Annotated in this window: 24 protein-coding genes and 1 tRNA gene; 14 read left to right on the plus strand and 11 right to left on the minus strand. The window is 64.3% G+C overall.

The window, feature by feature from the left end; genetic code table 11:
* Nucleotides 1-17 precede the first annotated feature (17 nt).
* Together ACFOOL_RS12795 and ACFOOL_RS12800 are read left to right on the plus strand one after the other, a co-directional pair.
* Nucleotides 18-266: a hypothetical protein gene (locus ACFOOL_RS12795; RefSeq protein ID WP_380097525.1), complete on the plus strand. Its 249-nt coding sequence runs from the start codon at nt 18-20 to the stop codon at nt 264-266.
* A 90-nt stretch (nt 267-356) separates the two neighbouring features.
* A complete protein-coding gene (locus ACFOOL_RS12800) occupies nt 357-674 on the plus strand; it encodes an XRE family transcriptional regulator (RefSeq protein WP_380097526.1) in 318 nt (105 codons plus the stop codon).
* Between the two features lie 415 nt (nt 675-1,089).
* On the opposite strand, the gene prfB is transcribed toward ACFOOL_RS12800, so the two are convergent.
* Nucleotides 1,090-2,215 (minus strand): peptide chain release factor 2 gene (gene prfB / locus ACFOOL_RS12805; RefSeq protein WP_380097527.1). Its coding sequence is split into 2 segments (ribosomal slippage): nt 1,090-2,145 and nt 2,147-2,215, totalling 1,125 coding nucleotides; the frame shifts between segments, so codons are not numbered across the junction.
* Nucleotides 2,216-2,369: 154 nt separating this feature from the next.
* Here prfB and ACFOOL_RS12810 point away from each other — a divergent pair.
* Nucleotides 2,370-2,446, plus strand: a tRNA-Arg gene (locus ACFOOL_RS12810).
* A gap of 39 nt (nt 2,447-2,485) precedes the next feature.
* Here ACFOOL_RS12810 and ACFOOL_RS12815 read toward each other — a convergent pair.
* Nucleotides 2,486-3,124: a hypothetical protein gene (locus ACFOOL_RS12815; RefSeq protein WP_380097528.1), complete on the minus strand. Its 639-nt coding sequence runs from the start codon at nt 3,122-3,124 to the stop codon at nt 2,486-2,488.
* A gap of 17 nt (nt 3,125-3,141) precedes the next feature.
* On the minus strand, nt 3,142-4,017 hold the full coding sequence (locus ACFOOL_RS12820; RefSeq protein ID WP_380097529.1) for an alpha/beta hydrolase: 876 nt from the start codon (nt 4,015-4,017) through the stop codon (nt 3,142-3,144).
* A 144-nt stretch (nt 4,018-4,161) separates the two neighbouring features.
* Here ACFOOL_RS12820 and ACFOOL_RS12825 point away from each other — a divergent pair, with 144 nt between their 5' ends.
* From ACFOOL_RS12825 to ACFOOL_RS12860, 8 genes are all read left to right on the plus strand, one after another.
* Entirely contained in the window at nt 4,162-5,295 is a 1,134-nt protein-coding gene (locus ACFOOL_RS12825; protein WP_380097530.1) for a mandelate racemase/muconate lactonizing enzyme family protein, read from the plus strand.
* 10 nt (nt 5,296-5,305) lie between these two features.
* Nucleotides 5,306-6,316, plus strand: a complete 1,011-nt coding sequence (locus ACFOOL_RS12830; RefSeq protein ID WP_380097531.1) for an ABC transporter ATP-binding protein — start codon at nt 5,306-5,308, stop codon at nt 6,314-6,316.
* Nucleotides 6,316-7,317: an ABC transporter ATP-binding protein gene (locus tag ACFOOL_RS12835; protein ID WP_380097532.1), complete on the plus strand. Its 1,002-nt coding sequence runs from the start codon at nt 6,316-6,318 to the stop codon at nt 7,315-7,317. The genes ACFOOL_RS12830 and ACFOOL_RS12835 overlap by 1 nt, the downstream gene beginning before the upstream one ends.
* The gene (locus tag ACFOOL_RS12840) at nt 7,301-8,266 is read left to right on the plus strand and encodes an NAD-dependent epimerase/dehydratase family protein (protein WP_380097533.1); all 966 of its coding nucleotides are present in this window, start codon (nt 7,301-7,303) and stop codon (nt 8,264-8,266) included. The genes ACFOOL_RS12835 and ACFOOL_RS12840 overlap by 17 nt, the downstream gene beginning before the upstream one ends.
* Nucleotides 8,263-8,724, plus strand: coding sequence for a RidA family protein (locus ACFOOL_RS12845; RefSeq protein ID WP_380097534.1), 462 nt, complete (start codon nt 8,263-8,265; stop codon nt 8,722-8,724). Before ACFOOL_RS12840 ends, ACFOOL_RS12845 begins: the two co-directional genes overlap by 4 nt.
* 78 nt (nt 8,725-8,802) lie before the next feature.
* The gene (locus ACFOOL_RS12850; protein WP_380097535.1) at nt 8,803-10,395 is read left to right on the plus strand and encodes an ABC transporter substrate-binding protein; all 1,593 of its coding nucleotides are present in this window, start codon (nt 8,803-8,805) and stop codon (nt 10,393-10,395) included.
* A 62-nt stretch (nt 10,396-10,457) separates the two neighbouring features.
* Nucleotides 10,458-11,402 (plus strand): ABC transporter permease, encoded by a 945-nt coding sequence (locus tag ACFOOL_RS12855; protein WP_380097536.1) that lies wholly within the window; start codon nt 10,458-10,460, stop codon nt 11,400-11,402.
* A gap of 13 nt (nt 11,403-11,415) precedes the next feature.
* Nucleotides 11,416-12,288, plus strand: coding sequence for an ABC transporter permease (locus ACFOOL_RS12860; protein ID WP_380097537.1), 873 nt, complete (start codon nt 11,416-11,418; stop codon nt 12,286-12,288).
* An 11-nt stretch (nt 12,289-12,299) separates the two neighbouring features.
* Here ACFOOL_RS12860 and ACFOOL_RS12865 read toward each other — a convergent pair whose 3' ends face one another.
* Nucleotides 12,300-12,923 carry a FadR/GntR family transcriptional regulator gene (locus tag ACFOOL_RS12865; protein WP_380097539.1) on the minus strand — a complete coding sequence of 208 codons (624 nt, stop codon included), beginning with the start codon at nt 12,921-12,923 and terminating at the stop codon, nt 12,300-12,302.
* Nucleotides 12,924-13,227: 304 nt separating this feature from the next.
* Here ACFOOL_RS12865 and ACFOOL_RS12870 point away from each other — a divergent pair, with 304 nt between their 5' ends.
* Nucleotides 13,228-14,916: a thiamine pyrophosphate-binding protein gene (locus ACFOOL_RS12870; RefSeq protein ID WP_380097541.1), complete on the plus strand. Its 1,689-nt coding sequence runs from the start codon at nt 13,228-13,230 to the stop codon at nt 14,914-14,916.
* Nucleotides 14,917-14,990: 74 nt separating this feature from the next.
* The gene (locus tag ACFOOL_RS12875; RefSeq protein ID WP_380097542.1) at nt 14,991-15,158 is read left to right on the plus strand and encodes a hypothetical protein; all 168 of its coding nucleotides are present in this window, start codon (nt 14,991-14,993) and stop codon (nt 15,156-15,158) included.
* Between the two features lie 167 nt (nt 15,159-15,325).
* Here the strand turns inward: ACFOOL_RS12875 and ACFOOL_RS12880 are convergent, their stop codons facing one another.
* Both ACFOOL_RS12880 and ACFOOL_RS12885 read right to left on the minus strand, forming a co-directional pair.
* A complete protein-coding gene (locus ACFOOL_RS12880; protein ID WP_380097544.1) occupies nt 15,326-16,360 on the minus strand; it encodes a site-specific integrase in 1,035 nt (344 codons plus the stop codon).
* Nucleotides 16,323-16,547, minus strand: coding sequence for a hypothetical protein (locus ACFOOL_RS12885; protein ID WP_380097545.1), 225 nt, complete (start codon nt 16,545-16,547; stop codon nt 16,323-16,325). Before ACFOOL_RS12885 ends, ACFOOL_RS12880 begins: the two co-directional genes overlap by 38 nt.
* On the opposite strand from ACFOOL_RS12885, the gene ACFOOL_RS12890 reads away from it, so the two are divergent.
* Nucleotides 16,546-16,782, plus strand: coding sequence for a hypothetical protein (locus ACFOOL_RS12890; protein WP_380097546.1), 237 nt, complete (start codon nt 16,546-16,548; stop codon nt 16,780-16,782). The two genes, ACFOOL_RS12885 and ACFOOL_RS12890, sit on opposite strands and share 2 nt — an antisense overlap.
* 297 nt (nt 16,783-17,079) lie before the next feature.
* Here ACFOOL_RS12890 and ACFOOL_RS12895 read toward each other — a convergent pair whose 3' ends face one another.
* The 5 genes from ACFOOL_RS12895 to ACFOOL_RS12915 all read right to left on the minus strand — a co-directional run bounded on the left by ACFOOL_RS12895 (nt 17,080) and on the right by ACFOOL_RS12915 (nt 19,170).
* On the minus strand, nt 17,080-17,415 hold the full coding sequence (locus tag ACFOOL_RS12895) for a DUF4326 domain-containing protein (RefSeq protein WP_380097547.1): 336 nt from the start codon (nt 17,413-17,415) through the stop codon (nt 17,080-17,082).
* Nucleotides 17,415-17,774: a hypothetical protein gene (locus ACFOOL_RS12900; RefSeq protein WP_380097548.1), complete on the minus strand. Its 360-nt coding sequence runs from the start codon at nt 17,772-17,774 to the stop codon at nt 17,415-17,417. Before ACFOOL_RS12900 ends, ACFOOL_RS12895 begins: the two co-directional genes overlap by 1 nt.
* Before the next feature lie 280 nt (nt 17,775-18,054).
* Entirely contained in the window at nt 18,055-18,459 is a 405-nt protein-coding gene (locus ACFOOL_RS12905; RefSeq protein ID WP_380097549.1) for an HNH endonuclease, read from the minus strand.
* Nucleotides 18,452-18,667 carry a hypothetical protein gene (locus tag ACFOOL_RS12910; protein WP_380097550.1) on the minus strand — a complete coding sequence of 72 codons (216 nt, stop codon included), beginning with the start codon at nt 18,665-18,667 and terminating at the stop codon, nt 18,452-18,454. Before ACFOOL_RS12910 ends, ACFOOL_RS12905 begins: the two co-directional genes overlap by 8 nt.
* Complete coding sequence (locus ACFOOL_RS12915) at nt 18,664-19,170, minus strand: hypothetical protein (protein ID WP_380097552.1); 507 nt, start codon at nt 19,168-19,170, stop codon at nt 18,664-18,666. Before ACFOOL_RS12915 ends, ACFOOL_RS12910 begins: the two co-directional genes overlap by 4 nt.
* Between the last annotated feature and the right edge of the window lie 34 nt (nt 19,171-19,204).

Raw genomic sequence — 19,204 nt, forward strand, 5'->3', positions numbered from 1 at the left:
GTCAACGAGGAACGGAAATGGCGGGGGACGAACAGCAACTCTATATTGCGCCGAACGGGCTCCGGCAGCCCATCGGCCCGGACGATCCGGAGACGCGCGCCCGCTACGAGGCGCTGATCGCCGCCGATTATGCACAATGCCATCCGGGGGATACGTTTGAAAACCTCAAGCAGCGCGCACGCTTCTCGAAGGAAGACAAGGGGTTGCTGAGGGACTGGATGGAGGTGGCCGCCAGAAGGATGGCCGCGTCTTCGCAGGAGGCCTGAGCGCATAGGATAACGAAGCCGGGATTGCGTTTGTCCGCAAAGCCAATAGGCTTGGCCGGTCAATGCGGGCAGCGAGGCATGAATTTGACCATGGATACAAAGATCACCGGCCGCGTCGTCTCCGCCGGCCGGGCCCTGGCGGGGATCGGACGCAAGGATTTCGCCAAGGCAGCCGGGCTGCCCTTCGCCCGGGTCACCGCCATCGAGGCCACCGGCAGCGCCTGGCTTCGATCGGCGGCGGAAAGAGCGGCTATCCTGCGCGCCTTCGATCATTTCGGCGTCGTCCTCATCGACGAGGACGGGAATATGGGCGCGGGGGTAAGGCTGAAATTCACGCGTCAGGACGCGGGCCAGATCGCGCGGCTGGAAGGCGAGGGCGGGATCGTGGGAGCGGACGACGCTCCGTAGCGGCGGGGCGGAAGGCCCTCCACCCTTCCAAGGGCCCACACAAGCACTTTGCTGCCCTCGGGCTTGGCACCCCGAAACCCGGATTTCCTGCACGTGGATAGAGGCCCTCGGGTCAAGCCCGAGGGAAGCCCGGTGTGGGAGATAAATTGAGCCAAGAGCCCTAGATCATTGCAGTTTTTGACGGAAGCGGTGTCTCACCGCCGTCATTGCCCGGCTTGTCCGGGCAATCCATCTTTGGCGCAAAAAAGCATGGACCACCCGGACAAGCCGGGTGGTGACGGTAAAAGAAAACATCGATTCCAGATAAGGCAGAAACGATCTAAACGAACACCCCGCCCTCAGGGGGAGGGGAGCAAAGGCGCTGGTCCGCCTGACAATGAAAGGCTCTGGGCGGGCGCGTTGCTGCGCCACCACCTCAACCGTCCTCGGAGACGTCCGTGGCCACGCCGACCCGCTGGGCGAGGGCGGCTTCCATGAATTCGTCGAGGTCGCCGTCCAGAATGACCGAAGGCTGGCCGCTTTCGACGCCGGTGCGCAAATCCTTGACCATCTGGTAGGGCTGGAGAACGTAGGAGCGGATCTGGTGGCCCCAGCCGATATCGGTCTTGCTGGCCGCCTGGGCGTTGGCCGCTTCTTCGCGCTTTTGCAGCTCCATCTCATAGAGCCGCGCCTTCAGCATGTTCATGGCGGTGGCGCGGTTCTTGTGCTGGCTGCGCTCCTGCTGGCAGGCCACGATGATGCCGGTGGGCAGATGGGTGATGCGGATCGCCGAATCCGTGGTGTTGACGTGCTGCCCGCCCGCGCCCGAGGAGCGGTAGGTGTCGACCTTGAGGTCGCTTTCGCGGATCTCGATGTCGATGGAGTCGTCGACCACGGGATAGACCCAGACGCTGGAAAAGCTGGTGTGGCGGCGGGCGGCCGAATCATAGGGGCTGATGCGCACCAGCCGGTGCACGCCGCTCTCGGTCTTCATCCAGCCATAGGCATTGTGGCCCTTGACCAGGATGGTGGCCGACTTGATGCCAGCCTCCTCGCCATCGTGCAATTCGATGGTTTCGACCTTCATCTTCCGGCGCTCGGCCCAGCGGGTGTACATGCGCAGCAGCATGCTGGCCCAATCCTGGCTTTCGGTGCCGCCGGCGCCCGAATGGATTTCGACATAGCAGTCATTGCCGTCGACTTCGCCCGAGAGCAGGGTTTCGATCTGGGTGCGGCGCGCCGTCTGCCGGAGTTCGGCCAGGGCCTCTTCGGCTTCGCGCACGATCTCCTCGTCGCCCTCGGCCTCGCCGAGCCCGATCAGTTCGACATTGTCGCTAACGCCGGTGTCCAGCGCGCGCACCATGGTGACGGCGGCGTCGAGATTGTCCCGCTCGCGCATGACGGTGCGGGCGTTTTCCGGATCGTTCCAGAATTCGGGGGATTCGGTTTGCGCGTTCAGCGCGTCGAGGCGAAGTTGAGCTGTATCCCAGTCAAAGATGCCTCCTCAGCAGGGTCAGAACCTGCTCGATTTCGGCTACGGTCTTTTCGGTTTCCGCGCGCATTGATCGTTCCTCTTGATGCCGACCCGTTTAGCGGAGGCCGGGCCGGGGATCAACCGCCTGCGGCGATCGCCGGCGAAATTGCGGCCCCGGCGGGCGGAGCGGAGGGGTTCTTTGCTTGAAAGTGAAGCCCGTCGCTGCTAGTTCGGCTGCGGCTGGTCCCGTAGCTCAGCAGGATAGAGCACAGGATTCCTAATCCTGGGGTCGCGCGTTCGAATCGCGCCGGGATCACCAGTCGCATTCCTCATGCAAAAAATGATCCCGGCGGCAGGCTCAGGCCGGCTGCTCGCCGAAGAGGCGATAGGTGACCGAGCGGGGCTTTCGGGCTTCCTCCTCATTGGCCGGGATGAAGGAGGAGGTGCCGCCCGCCAGTTCCGCCGGCAGGATGGTGACGCGCACGAAGGCGCTGGAGCTGTCGTGGACATTCTTGCCGATCACCCAATCGGCACCGGTTTCGAACCAGGCATGGCCGGCATCAATGCGGTCGACGTCCTCGCCGATATAGGCCATCAGGCGGCCCTTGAGCAGACGCCTGATGCCGGGGCCGCGATGGCCATGCAGCGGGGTCGCGGCGCCGGGATTGGATTCGACCCGGTCGGCGCGGAAGATGCGTTCGCCCGAAAAGGCCTGCGGCAGGCGGCGGGAGATGACGAGGCTGATGCCTTCGCCCTCGAGCAGGGGACGTTCGACCGGCGCGAATTCATAGAGCCATGCCGTGCCGTCTCCCGAAAGGCCGAACGGGCCGCCGACGAGCCGGCCGTCATCGGCGCCGACCGCCGCGCCGTCGAGCTCGGCGGTGCCGGTGGCGACATAGAGGAAGGCGGGGCCGCCCACCGGCAGGGTGACGGGCCGGGCATCGAGGGCGAGATCGTAAACGCTGAGGCGGTACTGGCTGAGGTCGGATGCGGTCATGAGAGGTCTCCCAAAAGTCACTGACGCGGCCGGGCGAGGCGGAGCATGGCCGCGCCAATGGGGCTTTCCGGCTGCATGAACGGCATCAGAATGTTGAAATGGTTGTAATTGGGCAGGATATGGACTTCCGGCTGCCTGCCGTGGCGGTGCAGGTGGTGTGAATAGCGGAAGCTCTGATCGATCCAGTGCCATGGCTCGTCGCCGCCCGCCATGACCACCACCGGGCATTCCACCAGCGGCGGGCGCGTCTCGACATTGCGATTGGCGATGATCTGCGGGGTGAGATGAAGTTCGCCGTTGACGCTGGTGAGCGCGGCGGGCGCGGGATCGTAGATGCCGCTGACGGCGACGGCGCCGATGAAGCATTCCGGGTCGATGCCGCGTGCGGACCAGTCGGCGGCGAGCACTTCAGCCACAAGATGTGCGCCGGCGGAATGGCCCGACAGGCTGATCGCCCGGGGATCGCCGCCATAGCCGGCGATATTGCGGCACACCCACTCCACGCCCGCCAGCGCGGATTCGGCCACTTCGTCGAGGGTGGAGGCGGGGCAGAGCTCGTAATTCATGATGACGGCAGTGATGCCGTGTTCCACCAGCATGCCGGCGATGAAGGCGTAGTTCGCCTTGTCCTGGGCGCGCCAATAGCCGCCATGCAGGTAGATATGAACGGGCCGGGGGCCTGCACCGGGAGCGGGATAGATGTCGAGGGTGCGCAATTCGTGCTCGCCATAGGCGATGTCGGCATGCCGGACGAGGCCGGCGAGCGCCGCCTGGTTGGCCGGTTCGCGCAGGTCGCGGTAGCGGGCGAAGTCGGGGCAGGCCTTTTGAGGGTTGTACTGGTGCTCGTGCTCTTCGGGCGTCAGGTTTTCCCAGATTTTTGCAGCGCTGGCCATGAACGGTTCCGTAGTAAAACAGGGATGATCGACAGGCCGCATATACCGTTTCAGGCGACATGTTGAAAGAGGCCTCTTGCGCTGATGGTGCAAAATGGTTCACATATGATCCCGAATTGATCGGCTTTGGCTGGGAGGGCCTCCTTGAAGATATCCGCGATCGAATTCGTCGCTTTGAGCGCCCCGCTCGGGACGGCCAAGCCCTATGGAATGTCGAAGTCCCTGGCGACCGGGCGGCAGTCGACCGTGGTGCGGATGACGCTGGAAAACGGCATTGTCGGCTATGGCGAGGCCTGGGGCATGCCGGCCTTCAATCGCGGCTATGAAGCCTTTCTCGTCAACTATCTGGTCGGCATCGACGTCTTCGATATCGAGCATGCCTATTCGCGCATCCTGGCGCGGCACTATCACTTCGGCGTCCAGGGCCCGATGATGGCCTGCATCAGCGGCATCGACATCGCCGCCAAGGACGCCATGGGCAAGCTGCTCGGCCTGCCGGTGTGCAAGCTGATCGGCGGGCAGCGCGTCGATAGCGTCCCGATCTACGCCTCGGGCGGCTATGTCACCGAAACGCCCGCCGAGGATTTCCGGCCGCAGATCGAGACGATGGCGGAGGCCGGCTATCCTTCGGTCAAGATCAAGATCGGCCTCGGACCCGACAGCGACGAGGAGCGCGTGGCCATCGCCCGGGAAATTCTCGGCGACGAGGTCGAGCTGCTGGTCGACATCAACTCCAACTATACCTACGACCTAGCGCTGGAGAGCATGGAGCGGCTGGCTCCCTATCGGATCGGCTGGGTCGAGGAGCCGCTGAGCCCGGCGGATTTTTCCGGCTATGGACGCCTGCGCGCCCGCGCGCGGCTGCCGATCGCGACGGGCGAGGCGCTCTATACCGTCTTCGATTTCAAGACATTGGTGGATGCGGGCGGGGTCGACATCCTGCAGCCGGATTTGAGCCTGTGCGGCGGGTTCTGGCAGGGCCGCAAGATCGCCGAACTGGCGCATGCCAACCATCTGCGCCTGTCTCCGCATGTGTGGGGCGGGGCCATCGGGCTGGCGGCGGGCATCCATTTCATCGCTTCGCTTTCCGTCTTCCCGCATTCGGAGAACATCCCCAAGCCGACGCTGCTCGAATACGACCTGGGCGCCAATCCGCTGCGCACGGAACTGCTGGCCGAACCGATCCTGGTCGAAAATGGTCGTGTATCGGTGCCCGAGGGCCCGGGGCTCGGCATCGAGGTCGACGAGGAGGCGCTGCTCCGCTATGCCGCCGCTTGATACCCAACCGATGCAAGCCGCCCGTCCGGTGCTGAGCGTCGCCGATCTCAAGACCTATTTCTACACCGATGCCGGCGTGATCAAGGCCGTCAACGGCGTGACGCTGAGCGTGGGCGAAGGCGAGACGCTGGCGATCGTCGGGGAATCGGGATCGGGCAAATCGGTGACCGGGCTGACCGTCATGCGGCTGCTGGCGCGGACGACGGCGCGGGTCGTGGGCGGCTCCATTCATTTCCATGGCCGCAGCGAGGCGAGCATCGACCTTTTGAAGCTCAGCGAGAAGGCGATGAGCCGGGTGCGCGGGCACGACATCGCCATGATCTTCCAGGACCCGATGTCGAGCCTCAATCCGGTGTTCACGGTGGGCGACCAGGTGGCCGAGCCGCTGCGCGTCCACAAGGGGCTGAACAAGCGCGAGGCGCGGCTGCAGGCCATCGAACTGTTGCGGCAGGTGGGGATTTCCGGGCCCGAGGAGCGGGTCGACGCCTATCCGCATGAATTGTCCGGCGGCATGCGCCAGCGGGTGATGATCGCCGTCGCCCTGGCCTGCGACCCGAGCCTGCTGATCGCGGACGAGCCGACGACGGCGCTCGACGTGACCATCCAGGCCCAGATCATCCAATTGCTCCGCAATCTGCAGAAAGAGCGGCGCATGGCGATGATCTTCGTCACCCACGACCTCAAGCTGGTCGGGGAAATCGCCGATCGGGTGGCCGTGATGTATGCGAGCCAGGTGGTCGAGGAAGGGCCGGTCGCGGAAGTCCTCGCCCATCCGCGCCACCCCTATACGCGCGCCCTGCTCGATTGCATTCCCTCGCGCCGCGACGACACCGGCAACCGGCGCTCCCTGCGGCCCATCCCCGGCACCATGCCCAATCCGCTGATGCCGCCCGCCGGGTGCCGGTTCCATGACCGTTGCGCCCATGTCCGCCCGATCTGCGTCGAAAGCGAACCCGAACTCGAAATCGTGGATGGCCGGCACGTCACCCGCTGCATCCGCTGGAAGGACATTGCACTGTGATGCCGGCAGCAGACATCAAGGCCAGGCCGGCCGAACAGGGGCCGCTCGTCTCGGTCACCGGGCTCAGCAAGCATTTTCCGGTGCGCGGCGGCGCCTGGGGCGCGCCGCCACGGCTGGTGCGCGCCGTGGAGAATGTCGATCTGACGGTCGATCCGGGCCAGGTGCTGGGGGTCGTGGGAGAATCGGGCTCGGGTAAATCCACCGTGGGGCGGCTGCTGCTGCGACTGATCGAGCCGACCACCGGCAAGGTCGTCTTCGACGGGCAGGATCTGGGCGCGCTCGATCCCGGCGAATTGCGGCGCTTCCGGCGTCACATGCAGATGATTTTCCAGGACCCCTTCGCCAGCCTCAACGCCCGCATGACGGTGGGCGAGGCGCTGGTGGAGCCGTTGCGGCTGCACCGCCAGCTTTCAGGCCGCGCGGCCGAGGAAGAAGCGGCCGAACTGCTGAAAAAGGTGGGCCTGTCGCCGGACCACCTCAAGCGCTATCCGCGCGCCTTTTCGGGTGGCCAGCGCCAGCGCATCGCCATCGCCCGGGCGCTGGCTTCCTCGCCGCGCTTCATCGTCGCCGACGAGCCGGTCTCGGCGCTCGACGTGTCGGTGCAGGCGGACGTGCTCAACCTGATGCAGAACCTGCAGCAGGAGCTGGGGCTGGCCGTGCTGTTCATCAGCCACGACCTGTCGGTGGTGGAGGTCATCACCGACCGGGTGATGGTGCTCTATCTCGGGCGGGTGATGGAAGTCGCCGATACCGAGGACCTCTACGACAATCCCGCCCATCCCTATACGGCGGCGCTGCTGCAGGCGGCGCCGGGCTATGCCGGTGGCAGCCGGCAGGTGCTGGGCGGCGAAATCCCCAGTCCGATCGCGCCGCCCTCGGGATGCGTCTTCCGCACCCGCTGTCCCTTCGCGCTCCCCGAATGCGCCCAGACCGTTCCCGCCCTGCGCGAGGTCGGCACCGGGCATCTCAAGGCTTGTATCCGTGATGACATCGCCCTCTGAAAATCCCGCTCAACTGCGCGTACTCGTCATCGGCGGGCGCGGCTTCGTGGGCTCGCATGTGGTGCGCGAACTGGTTGCGCGCGGGGCGAAGGTGCACGTCTTCGGTCCGGCCATGGCCACCGACCTGCTGGCGGACCTCGCCGGGTGCTTCGGCGAAACCACGGGCTCGGTCGAGGACCGGGCGGCGATCAGCGGGGCCATAAGGGAATCGGGGGCGACGGCGATCGTGACCACGGCCGCCTATGGCGAGGGCCAGAAAGGCCTGATGCGGGCAGGGGAGGTCGACGCCGACCGTGCCATGGCGATCAATGTCGACGGGTTGCGCCACGTATTGGAAGCGGCGCAGGCCGAAGGCGTCGGCAGGGTGATCACCACCGGCTCCAGCGTGGTCTTCGGACCGGCGGAAGATTATGCCGACGAGCGGGTCGATGAAGACGGCGCCAGGCGCCCGCGCACGATTTACGGCCTCACCAAGCTGCTGTCGGAAAATCTGGTCCAGTATTTCCGCGACCGCCATGGGCTGGATGCCAGCTCGATCCGGCTGCCGATCGTCCTAGGGCCGGGCCTCTGGTATCAGGGCGCGGCCAGCGCCATTTCGGGGGTGATCGCGGCGGCGGCGCCGAACGGCCGCCACGGCGTGTCGTTCCACGACGAAATCATCGATCTCATGCATGTCGCGGATGTCGCGTGCGCCATCGCCGCGGCGCTGGAGGCGCCCGGGCCGCTCGAGCCCATTTACCAGATCAACGGCTTCAGCGCCCGTATGAGCGAGATCGCCGCCGCAGCCGAAGAACTCGTGCCCGGCTATGTGGTCGAACACGAGATCGTGCCGCCGGCCAACAGTTTTCCGCTGATGGACGACAGCCGGTTCCGCCGGCAGTTCGGCTTCGCTCCGGAATACGACCTTCGCGGCCTGTTGCTCTCCCGTATCGAAGGAGAACAGAAATGAGCATCGACGACCGCCTGCGGGAGCTGGGGCTCGAACTGCCCGACGCGGCCTCGCCCTCGTTCAACTACGTGCCGGTGATCCTGCATCGCGGCATCGCCTATGTCAGCGGCCAGATGCCCAAGGTGGACGGAGAGGTGCGGGTGTTCGGCAAGGTCGGCGCCGAGGTCGACCTCGAAACCGCCCGAGGGGAGGCGCGCATCTGCATCCTCCAGGGGCTGGCCTGCCTCAGGGCGTCGCTGGGCTCGCTCGACCGGATCGAACGGATTCTCAAGATCAACGGCTTCGTGGCTTCCGCGCCGGGCTTCAACGCCCAACCCAAGGTGCTGGATGCGGCGTCGGACCTGCTGGCCGAGATTTTCGGCGAGGCCGGACGGCACGCTCGGGCCGCCATCGGGGCGGCGGAGCTGCCGCGCAATGCCGCGGTCGAGATCGAAATGACGGTCGCCTATCGCGACTGACCGAATACGCCAAGGCGTGTCGCCAGTGGCCGCAGTGGAGCCGCGGCCCGAATGAAAACCAAAGGGAGTAACGACGAAATGACAAATGTCCCCAAAATGCGCCGGCTCGGGCAGACCCTGCTCGGCGCGACCATGCTCAGCCTGCTCACCCTGTCGCCGGGTTTCGCCGCCGAGGGCGACCTTTACGGCCCGGCGGCGGAAAACGCGACCCAGGGCGGGCGCCTCAATATGGGCCTGCTGGTCGAGCCTCCCGGCTTCGACCCGTTCCACCAGGCCGCGGATGCCCGCATCCGCCTCAGCGTATTGGTCTATCAGGGCCTGTTCTACGAGGGTGCGGACGGCCAGGCCTGGCCGCTGCTGGCGGAAAGCTACGAGGTGTCCGATGACGGCCTCATCTACACCGTCAAGCTGCGTCAGGGCGTCAAGTTCCATAACGGACAGGACATGACCGCCGAGGACGTCGCCTATAGCTACAACTATATCCGCGACCCGGATAACGGCTCGCCCGGCGCCGGCGACTTCGCCATGGTGAGCAATGTCGAGGTGGTGGACGCGAATACCGTGCGCTTCACGCTCGAGAACAAGAACTCCTCGCTGCCGATGACGCTCGGCAATAAATATGGCGGCGTGGTGCCGGCCGGCTATTTCGACGATGAAAACGCCAAGAACCGCATCAATGTCGAAAGCGTCGGCACCGGCCCGTTCAAGCTGGCCGAATTCGTGCCGAACTCGCATGTGACGCTGGAGCGCAACGAGGATTATTGGGAAGCCGGAATGCCGTATCTGGACGGCATCGACTTCTCCATCCTGCCCAATAGCGCGTCCATGCTGGTAGCGCTGCAGAACCAGCGGATCGACCTCGTGGCGCTCAGCCGTCCCCAGGACGTTCAGCAGGTGTCCTCGGTGCCGGGCCTCGCCATCGAGCGCTGGCCGTCGCTGGCGCAGACGGCGATCGACCTGGGTTCCGAGCTCGAGCCGCTCGACGATGTCCGCGTCCGCCAGGCGATTTCGCTGGCCGTGGACAAGAGCGAGATCACCCAGGCATCGGTGGGCGAATACGGCACGGTTCTGGGAACCATGGTTTCGGGCATGCAGGAGAGCTGGGGCCTGCCGCTCGACGAGGTGCCGATGCAGGGGCCGGATATCGAACGGGCCAAGGAGCTGATGGCCGAAGCCGGCCACGCAGACGGCTTCTCCATGACCCTCACCTCGATCAACGGCTATGACTGGATGGATCCGGCCTCGGTGACGCTGCGCGAGCAACTGGCCCAGATCGGCATCACCCTCGATATCCAGCGGGTGGACCTGGGCGTGTGGGTGAACAATTTCCGTTCCAGCCAGATGGGCTTCACCTTCAACGACTGGGCCTCCCAGCCGGACCCCAACCTGCTGTTCTACCGGCACTTCCACCAGAAGCCGGACGGGGCCGACTTCCGGAACTGGGACAATGCCGAGGCCAGCGCGCTGCTCGACCAGGGCCGCGAGGAGTCCGATCCGGAAAAGCGCCGGGAAATCTACAACGAGTTCCAGACCATCATGGCCGAGACCGTTCCCACGATCATGCTCTATTCGCCCGATCACGTGACGGTTCGCAGCGAGAAGGTCCAGAACTTCTCCCAGCATCCGACCGGCTGGTATTTCGGCCTGGCCCGGACCTACATCGAAGACTGACACTACTCAGGGCGGGAGGCGTCTCGGCGCCTTCCGCCATCCCGCTGCACATTGGATAGCTTATGGGCACTTATCTCCTGAAGCGGCTTTTCGCCTCCATCCTGACCGCCATACTGGCCTCCATCCTGGTGTTCCTGCTGATGCGCATGGTGCCGGGCGACGTGGTGGCGCAGATGATGGGGCAGGCCGGCGGCGAGAACGCGGCCACGGCACTGCGCGAATTCTTCGGCCTCGATCGGCCCATCTACGTGCAGTACTGGGTCTGGATCTCCAACGTGCTGCAGGGCGATCTCGGCACGAGCTGGACGCGCGGCCTGCCGGTGACCGAGATGATCGGCCCGGCCTTCATGGTGACGCTCGAAATCGCCGTGCTGACGCTGACCATCGCGACGCTGATCGGCGTGCCGCTCGGCATCCTGGCCGGCATCTACGAAAACCGCCCGCTGGACACCGCCATACAGGCCTTCAACATATTGGGGCTGGCCGCGCCGGTGTTCTGGGTGGGGCTGATGCTGCTGGTCGGGGTCTCGGCCACGCTGGGCTGGTCGCCGCCCCTGCGGTTCGTCCCGATCACCAGGTCGCTGGGCGATAATCTGTCCATCCTCATCCTGCCGGTCGCCAGCCTCGGATTGCTGCAGGCCGCCGCCTACAGCCAGTTCGTGCGCCAGAACGTGGTTTCGGCGCTGGGCCAGGAATATGTGCGCACGGCGATCGCCAAGGGCGTGCCGACCCGGACGGTGTTCTTCAAGCACATCCTGCGCAACGTGCTGATCCCGGTCATCACCTTCATGGGACTGATCCTCATCCAGATCCTGGGCGGGACGGTCATCATCGAATCCCTGTTTGCGCTGCCCGGTCTGGGGCGGTTGCTGCTGACCGCCATCGAGACGCGCGATTATCCGGTGCTGCAAGGCGCGCTGCTGGTGGTGGTGGTCGCGGCAATGATCGTCAACCTCGTCATCGATCTGGCCTACCGGCTGATCGACCCGCGCGTCCGCGTGTCCTGAGCTCGAAATCCCCATGGCAAATACTGCAAATAGCTCTTCTTCCGCCGTTGCCAAACCCGGCCCCTGGGCCAGGGTGGCGCGGACGGCGGTGCGCGAGCCCGGTCTCGTCGCGGGACTGGTGCTGCTGGCGCTGCTGCTGCTGGTCGCGCTGTTCCCGGGGCTGTTCACCAGCCATTCGCCCTTTGTGGTCGCGGTGGACCGCGCCCTGCTGCCTCCGTCCGGCGAGAACTGGTTCGGCACCGACGATGTGGGGCGGGACATCATGGCCCGCGTCATCTACGGCACGCGCGTCACGCTGTCGATCTGCGCCGGATCGCTGCTGATCTCGGCCGTCCTGGGGGGCGGGCTGGGCCTCGCCTCGGGGTTCCTGGGCGGGTGGGCGGATCAGCTCCTGGGCCGCCTCATCGACGTGCTGCTGAGCTTCCCGCCCATCATCCTCGGGGTCATCATCACCGGCGTCCTGGGGCCGGATATCGGCAATCTCATCATCGCGCTCTCGATCGTCTATCTGCCGGTGTTCTTCCGCATCGCGCGGGCAGGGGCGATGAGCGAGGTGGGCAAAACCTATGTCGAGGCCGCCCGCAGCATCGGCGTGCGCGACAGCACCGTGCTGCGCCGCCACGTCATGCGCAACGTGATGCCGCTGATCCTGACGCAATACATGATCCTGTTCCCGATGATCCTGCAGATCCAGGCGGCGCTCGGCTTCCTGGGCCTGGGCGTGCAGCCGCCGACGCCCGACTGGGGCGCCATTCTCGAACAGGGCAAGAACTACATTCTTTATGCGCCGTGGATGTCGATCTTCCCGGGCCTGGCCGTGCTGATCGCCGCGCTGGCGCTGATGCTGGTGGGACGCGGCCTGCAAAGGCGGATGGACCAGCGATGAGCCGGATTGGCCTAGTTGCTGCTCACATTGGACAGGGTGCGAAGCAGGTAATCGCGGATGGCCTCGCGCGCCTTGTCGGTGTCGCCGCAGCGCAAGGCGTCCACGATCACCATATTGTCGCGATAGGCCGCTTCCCGGACGACCAGAACCGGGGCGGGCTGATGCCCCGGACGACCCCAGGCGGCGCGGCGGCGCGATTCGACGATCTGCTCGAAGATCGAGATGATGAAGCGGTTCCGCGAGCTGCGGGCGATGGCCATGTGCACCGCATATTTGGCTTCCTTGAACTGCTCCCAGCTCTCGGCCGTGCGCACGCGCTCGAGCGAATCCTCCATTTCCGCGATCAGTTCGGGCGTCACCCGCTCGACCACCAGATCGGGCAGGCCGGGCTCGAACAGCAGGCGCGCCTCGAGCAGCTCGGACAGGGTGAACTCGTCCGTTCCCACCCGGCTGCGCACGAAGGTGCCGCGCCCGACATGGCGGATGATCAGGCCCTCTTCGGCCAGAAGGTTGAGCGTCTTGCGGACGCTGTTGCGCGCGATGCCGAAATGTTCGGCCAGCGCCCGCTCGGTGGGCAGACGACTTCCCGCCGAATAGACGCCGTTCATGATCTCCGACTTCAGTTCGCGGTACATCAGTTGCGAATCCAGTTCGGACTTCGCACGGGCACTTTGGATAACGGCAGTCGCAGAGGCAGGTTCGAGGTTCATGATATCGCTATTACGTTGCAATCAGGGCCGCTTTGGTTGAGGCGGCCTTCGCGGGCAATCCTACACTAAATTCGCGAAAGCCACAAAGAAACTATCGGGTCGCCGCCAGGCGATCCGGTTCATTGGGTGAGATAGGTCCGGATTGGTTGAGATTGGGCCAAATGCATTCGGGAAATGCGCAAGTCGAGCGACACCGTTCCGGCAAAACGACGAAAAAGGGAAAATCGAGATGATGGCGAACAACACCGAAACCACGCGCCGGGGCGGGGACCTGCTCGTTGCCAGCCTGCTTGCCCAGCGGGTGGATCGCGCGTTCTGCGTGCCGGGCGAGAGCTATCTGGCCGTGCTCGATGCGCTCTACGATGCCAGCGACGCCATCGACCTGGTGGTTTGCCGTCAGGAAGGGGGCGCGGCCAATATGGCCGAGGCCTATGGAAAGCTGACCGGCCGGCCCGGCGTCTGTTTCGTCACGCGCGGGCCGGGGGCGACGAATGCCTCGATCGGCATCCATACCGCCTTCCAGGATTCGACGCCGCTGGTCATGTTCGTCGGCCAGGTCGGCAGGGGGATGAAGGACCGGGAAGGGTTCCAGGAGGTGGACCTGCCGGCGATGTTCGCCCCGCTGGCCAAATGGTCGGCCGAAATCAACGACCCGGCGCGCATCCCCGAATATGTGCACCGGGCCTTCCAGACCGCCATGGCGGGGCGCCCCGGCCCGGTAGTGCTGTCGCTGCCCGAGGACATGCTGGCGCAGCCGGTCGCGGCCGATCTCGACCCCGGATTGCTTGCCGCCCCGGTCGCCGGCGCTCCCACTATCGAACAGTTGGAGCGCCTTGCCGGACTGGTGGAAGAAGCGGAGCGCCCGCTGATGATCGTGGGTGGCGGCGACTGGAGGCAGGAACTGGGCGCGCAGATCGGCGGCTTTGCGGAAAATTTCGGCGTCCCCGTGGTGGCGTCGCTGCGCTGCCAGGATTACGTCTCCAACCATCATCCCAATTATGCCGGCCACCTCACCATCGGGGCCGAGCCCAGACTGGTGCAACGGGTCAGGGATGCGGACCTGCTGATCGTGCTGGGCGCGCGGCTGGGCGAGATGACGACCGCCGGCTACACCATCATCGATCCGGCCAGGCGCGGGGCGAAACTGGTGCATATCCATCCCGATCCCGAGGAGCTGGGACGGGTTTATCAGGCCGATCTGCCCATCAATGCCGGCGTGGTGGCGACGGCGGCAGGCCTTGCCCGCCTGCAACCCAAGGGAACGGGCGCCAAGCGCGCCGGCTGGGTGGAGGGCGCACGCGCGGACTATCTGGAGACGCTGGAGGCGGCGCCGCGCGATACCGAGGTCGACCTGGCCCGGGTGGTCACGGAGATGCGCGAGGCCCTGCCGACGGACACCATCGTCTGCTCGGGCGCCGGCAATTATACCGCCTGGGTGCACCGGTTCTGGCAGTTTGCGCAGTTCCGGACGCAACTGGCCCCGACTTCGGGAGCCATGGGCTACAGCGTGCCGGCGGCGATTGCCGCGAGCCTGACCATGCCCGAGCGGCGCGTGGTGTGTTTCGCCGGCGACGGGTGTTTCCAGATGAACGGCCAGGAACTGGCCACGGCGGCCCAATATGGCGCCAAAGTGCTGTTCATCGTGGTCAATAACAGCATGCTGGGCACGATCCGCATGCATCAGGAGCGCGAATTTCCCGAGCGCGTCTATGCTACCGACCTGGTCAATCCCGACTTCGTGGCGCTCGCCAAGGCCTATGGGCTTGCGGCCGAACGCGTGGAGCGGACCGAGGATTTCGGACCGGCGCTACAACGGGCGCTGGCGGCCCAGGGGAGCGTGCTCATCGAGGTGGTGACTGAAAAGGACGCCATTTCGCATCGCACCACGATTTCCGCGATGCGGGCAAAGGCGAAATAGCGCCGCCCCCGGCGGACCCGCGCCCGTGGCAACCTCTGCCGTTCCGCGCCGTTTTCTTCCGAAAGGAGAGCGACATGAAGAACAACAGGAAGGTGGCCATGGGCATCGCCATCGGACTTGCCATCGGCGTGGCCATGGACATGGCGCTGGAGACCGGCGGCATCTGGATCGGCGTCGGGCTGGCCCTCGGCATCGCCCTGGGCAGTGCCTGGAAGGCAAGCGAACGCAGCGACGAGGAGTGACCCGGAAAAGCCCGTTTACCTAATTCCAAGTGCTTGATTTATATAGGGCTGGGGGAAGCGGTGGTGGAGGGGACTGGATTGCGCTGGATGTTATAGATCAATCGCTTAGCGTGGCTAACCGCCCCGGAACCGCCGATTGATTCAAAAGGGCTTTTTGCCAGCCTTGGCTAACCGCCGCCGATCGCTTTCATGGCCCGATCCGCGAGCCGCTTCTGGTCCGCTGCCTTTGTGTAGCGCGTGACCTCTTTATCGGTTTGGTGACCGGTAATAGCCATGATCTCCTTATTACTGCAACCAGCCTCAGCGAGCCGCCGCGCGGCGGCTTTCCGCAGCCCATGCGACGTGCATTCGGCCAGGCCGGCTGAATCGCACCATTTCCTCATGCGGTTCCCGAATCCGTTTGCCGTGAAAGGCTTGCCGAATTGGGTGAGGAGAATGGTAAGATCGGACTTCTTGGCGAGCGCCAGTTCGGCAGCCAGGACAGGATGTAGGCCGATTGACAGCATGGCGTCGGTCTTGATCTGGCGCACGCGGATACGATTGCCCTCGATGTGCTGCCATCCCATTTTAACCATGTCGGACCTGCGCTGGCCGGTGTAAAGCATGAGTGTCATAGCGAGGCGCGCACTGCTTCCCGGCGGGTACACCTGACAGTATTTTGCGATTTCATCTTCGGACCAGGTGTGAAACCCCTCGCCACTGACCTTAAAGCCACTTACCCGATAGGTCGGATCGTCCTGGCGCCACTCGTCGTCCATGGCTAGTTTCATGAGGATACGGAGACGGTCGAGCAGATTGTTAGCGGCAGACGGCGTTTCGTGCATGCCGCCGATAATGGCCTTGATATGCGCGCGACTGAGGGTTGCTACCATCTTGTCACCATGCTCTTCGCGGAACCGCTCAAGCATGTTTCTGTAGGTCCCCTTTGAGCTGTCCGCGAGGCCGGTGAATTCCGGTGTCCCGTAATAGACTGCGATCAGGGCCGATATTGTACCTGGCTTCGTGCGCGCACTGGTGCGGATCGCTGGGGTGGCTTTTTCGCCCGCCCGAGCTCGCCGAATCTCCTCAGCCCAACCTTCTTGGCCCGGCCTAGTCTTGAGATAGACAGTTGGCTGGCCTTTCGCGCGATATCGAAGGTGCCATTTCCCGTGCCGGTCCTGAAATTCAGTGACGCCCCTTGGCAGCCCGCTTTTCTTGGCCATTGAACACAACGTCCCATTCATTCGGCTCGGTGCCATCGTCCGGGGATCCGGCAAAGTCTGCAACAATGCGGCCAGTGCGGTCAATCACGACGCGACGAACCTCCATTCCAGCTGCTTTTGCACCCTTGAGCAGCTTGGAAATATCACCTTGCGTAAATGCGGCTGGCCTAGTCATGATGGCCTCCATGAGCCCCTCCGAAGCAGATCAGCGCATTATCCAGAGTCGCCACATTCTGGGAAAATACATGCAGATGACTGAGGCTGGCGAAGCGCCAGGCCCCGAGACCCTGCCGATCATCAACGACGAGATCGATATTCTCGAGCGTATGGCGGGGCTGCATCCCAGCAAAGCAAGCAAGCTCGAGAGCTTGCGAGCTCGGTGGAACGGATTGCGGATGATGATCCGGGGTGCAATGCACTGAGGTCATCCCTCGCCTCCAAGCTGGCGGATGGCGGCGGCGCAAGATTGGGCAGCGTATGATTGGGCTAGATGTAGCGTTGCGAGGTCACTACTGTCCTGCACCCACATTCGCTCGGCTGCTCTGGATATGCGATCGCACTCCGCTGCCGCCCTTTCTATTCCTTCCTGTTCCGCGGCAAGCAGGGCGCGGGCGAGCATGGGCTGGTACGCCGCTATTCGCGTTCCCCGCTCCGCAACCACTTGTGAAGCAAGCCGGCGGGCCTCATCCCAGGCCCACTGCGGGCACCATTCTGGCAGTTCATTCTGCATGGTGTGGCTCCTGGTTGGCGAGATCGAGCAGAACGTCTGCGTGGCATGGGCCATCGATCGGGCACCAGCAGGCAAGATTTTTGCCGCGCAGTTCTGAGCGGATGTCATCGTCGCTTGGGTAGCCGGCGAAGGCTCGAAGCACTGGATCAGTGAGCATCTGCCGGAAAAATCCAACTGCGCCCTCTCGATCCGGCGCAGTCCGGCCATACGGACCCTCGGACCCGACAGGCCACGGATTGCCAAACTTGCTGGGCCGGCACACCTTCACGGTGTTTGGCGGCATGCGCCAGCCCTTGCGGCGGGAAAGCTGAATGCGCTTGGGCATCACCTCTCTCCTTCCTGGGTGAGAGCGGCGTCTACAGACCAGAACGCAGCGTCAATTTCTTCGGGAGTAGCCGGAGGGTTGTTGTGTCCAGCCGATAACAGTTTGGCCAGAACATGCCTCGACACTTTCAGCGCCTCCCTCAGCCTCTCGTTCTCGGCGCTGAGCTTCTGCACTTGCTGTTCGGCGTCCAGCCTCGCCTCATTCGCATCGACGTATTTTTGAAACGTCTCGGCCGGTGATTGGCGGCGGGATTGGAGTTCGCGGGCCATGGCCGCAACCTCACCGGCAGACAGGGTGGTATCTGCGTTTTCGCCCAGCAACCTTGCGCGCTCGATGGCGTCTACCAGCCTCTCAGTCATGAAAACCTCCTGGCGAGAATGTCGCCGTCGAATTTCGGGGTAATGGGGGAGGATGCGCGGCCCTGGCGGAAGAGATAGTCCCAGGCGTCGTCAAGCTGATCCTTGTCCAGATTTAAGGCTGCGAGCGCATCTAGAAGGCGTCGTGCGGCACCGGGCAGCCTGCGAGATGGCTTAGGGCAGTGACATGGAGCTTCGTCACCATAGACGGCGCGGTTCATGCATCCGGGAACGAGATAGCGCCCTCCTGGAGCTCCCTCGCTCTTGTGCCACTTGCAGCGAGTCATGACAGAAGGTTCCATTTCTCGATTTTACGGGTGGCGCTGCGCTGGGGCGCGGATTTAGGAAAGCCGGCGGAGCGGATCGCCGCCTTGCGCTGGCGAATGGCAGTGAACGCCTTGGCCTTGTGCTGGCGTTCTTTTCCACGCGCGACGTTTTCGTCTGCGGTCTTTGTCCGGTGGTGCGCCCGGAACATGAGCTGCAAATTGCTCTCGCGGTTCTCGCCGCCGTCTCGGAGCGGGATCTTGTGGTCGCAGTCGATCTCGTCGCGGTCGAGGTTCATCACCAGCCCGCATTGATCGGGGCAGGCGCAAATGCCGTTCTGATTGGCATAGAGGCGCAGCAGGACGTGAATGCCCGGCATGGCGTCGTCGGTCTTGCCAACCCATTCGGGACGTGACCTAGCCATGATCGACCTCCGCGTATCCCTGAGCGGTAAGGGTAACCAACGGGCCATCGTCGCTCGGCTCGACCGAAATCAGCCCGGCGCGATCAAGGCGGCGAAGCATCCGGTGAGCTTCTGCGGTCACCTTGTCCTCGCGGCTAAAGCAGAATGAGCCGCCGGCCAGTTGAATGATGGCGAGGAACTGGCGCTCTCCGGGAGATAGCTTCCTCATGCCGCCGCCCTCACATCAGCCGGATCGGCACCAACAAGCTCAGCGCACCAGTTCAGCACCGCCTCTTTTGAAGCCTGGAAAGTCGCCTTATCCATCGAGCGCATGTCCTGGCTGACCGCGTGATAAACAGTGACCACGGCCCCCTCGACGGTGACGATCTGATAGGCGTCATAGGGGCGAATGACTGCCGCCAGGCGCTCAGCCTCGGCGGCTGATTTGCAGGCATGCTGCACCATCGTGTGATAGCCGGTGCGGATCAGCGCATGCTTGCGCAGGATTTCGGGGTTGCCGAACTGCGGGCGCAGATGGTCGGGCAGGGTGTCCCATATCTGCTTGAGGACTGCGAAGTAGTGGGCATGGGTCGCGTGTGACCGAGCGTGGATTTCCTCCAGCGTGACGTTCTCACCCACGGTGAAACGCTTGTCGCACTCTGCTTGCCAGAAGCGGGTGGCCGGAACCATGGCATCGCCTTGCCACTGAAAAACGATAGGACGCTCGGTCATGAATTTCCCCGGCAGGCTTTCAGCGGCGGATGCG

The organism is Devosia honganensis (assembly GCF_042648785.1).
Taxonomy (GTDB): domain Bacteria; phylum Pseudomonadota; class Alphaproteobacteria; order Rhizobiales; family Devosiaceae; genus Devosia; species Devosia honganensis.

Coding starts and splice junctions, on each gene's coding strand:
- ACFOOL_RS12890 (WP_380097546.1), top strand. CDS start 16,546: ATGAGCCCCTCCGAAGCAGATCAGCGCATTATCCAGAGTCGCCACATT.
- ACFOOL_RS12845 (WP_380097534.1), top strand. CDS start 8,263: ATGAGCATCGACGACCGCCTGCGGGAGCTGGGGCTCGAACTGCCCGAC.
- ACFOOL_RS12900 (WP_380097548.1), bottom strand. CDS start 17,774: ATGACTGAGAGGCTGGTAGACGCCATCGAGCGCGCAAGGTTGCTGGGC.
- ACFOOL_RS12815 (WP_380097528.1), bottom strand. CDS start 3,124: ATGACCGCATCCGACCTCAGCCAGTACCGCCTCAGCGTTTACGATCTC.
- ACFOOL_RS12875 (WP_380097542.1), top strand. CDS start 14,991: ATGAAGAACAACAGGAAGGTGGCCATGGGCATCGCCATCGGACTTGCC.
- ACFOOL_RS12895 (WP_380097547.1), bottom strand. CDS start 17,415: ATGCCCAAGCGCATTCAGCTTTCCCGCCGCAAGGGCTGGCGCATGCCG.
- ACFOOL_RS12865 (WP_380097539.1), bottom strand. CDS start 12,923: ATGTACCGCGAACTGAAGTCGGAGATCATGAACGGCGTCTATTCGGCG.
- ACFOOL_RS12835 (WP_380097532.1), top strand. CDS start 6,316: ATGCCGGCAGCAGACATCAAGGCCAGGCCGGCCGAACAGGGGCCGCTC.
- ACFOOL_RS12905 (WP_380097549.1), bottom strand. CDS start 18,459: ATGGCTAGGTCACGTCCCGAATGGGTTGGCAAGACCGACGACGCCATG.
- ACFOOL_RS12855 (WP_380097536.1), top strand. CDS start 10,458: ATGGGCACTTATCTCCTGAAGCGGCTTTTCGCCTCCATCCTGACCGCC.
- ACFOOL_RS12910 (WP_380097550.1), bottom strand. CDS start 18,667: ATGAGGAAGCTATCTCCCGGAGAGCGCCAGTTCCTCGCCATCATTCAA.
- ACFOOL_RS12830 (WP_380097531.1), top strand. CDS start 5,306: ATGCAAGCCGCCCGTCCGGTGCTGAGCGTCGCCGATCTCAAGACCTAT.
- ACFOOL_RS12860 (WP_380097537.1), top strand. CDS start 11,416: ATGGCAAATACTGCAAATAGCTCTTCTTCCGCCGTTGCCAAACCCGGC.
- ACFOOL_RS12795 (WP_380097525.1), top strand. CDS start 18: ATGGCGGGGGACGAACAGCAACTCTATATTGCGCCGAACGGGCTCCGG.
- ACFOOL_RS12915 (WP_380097552.1), bottom strand. CDS start 19,170: ATGACCGAGCGTCCTATCGTTTTTCAGTGGCAAGGCGATGCCATGGTT.
- ACFOOL_RS12870 (WP_380097541.1), top strand. CDS start 13,228: ATGATGGCGAACAACACCGAAACCACGCGCCGGGGCGGGGACCTGCTC.
- ACFOOL_RS12850 (WP_380097535.1), top strand. CDS start 8,803: ATGACAAATGTCCCCAAAATGCGCCGGCTCGGGCAGACCCTGCTCGGC.
- ACFOOL_RS12885 (WP_380097545.1), bottom strand. CDS start 16,547: ATGGAGGCCATCATGACTAGGCCAGCCGCATTTACGCAAGGTGATATT.
- ACFOOL_RS12800 (WP_380097526.1), top strand. CDS start 357: ATGGATACAAAGATCACCGGCCGCGTCGTCTCCGCCGGCCGGGCCCTG.
- ACFOOL_RS12840 (WP_380097533.1), top strand. CDS start 7,301: ATGACATCGCCCTCTGAAAATCCCGCTCAACTGCGCGTACTCGTCATC.
- ACFOOL_RS12820 (WP_380097529.1), bottom strand. CDS start 4,017: ATGGCCAGCGCTGCAAAAATCTGGGAAAACCTGACGCCCGAAGAGCAC.
- ACFOOL_RS12880 (WP_380097544.1), bottom strand. CDS start 16,360: ATGGCCAAGAAAAGCGGGCTGCCAAGGGGCGTCACTGAATTTCAGGAC.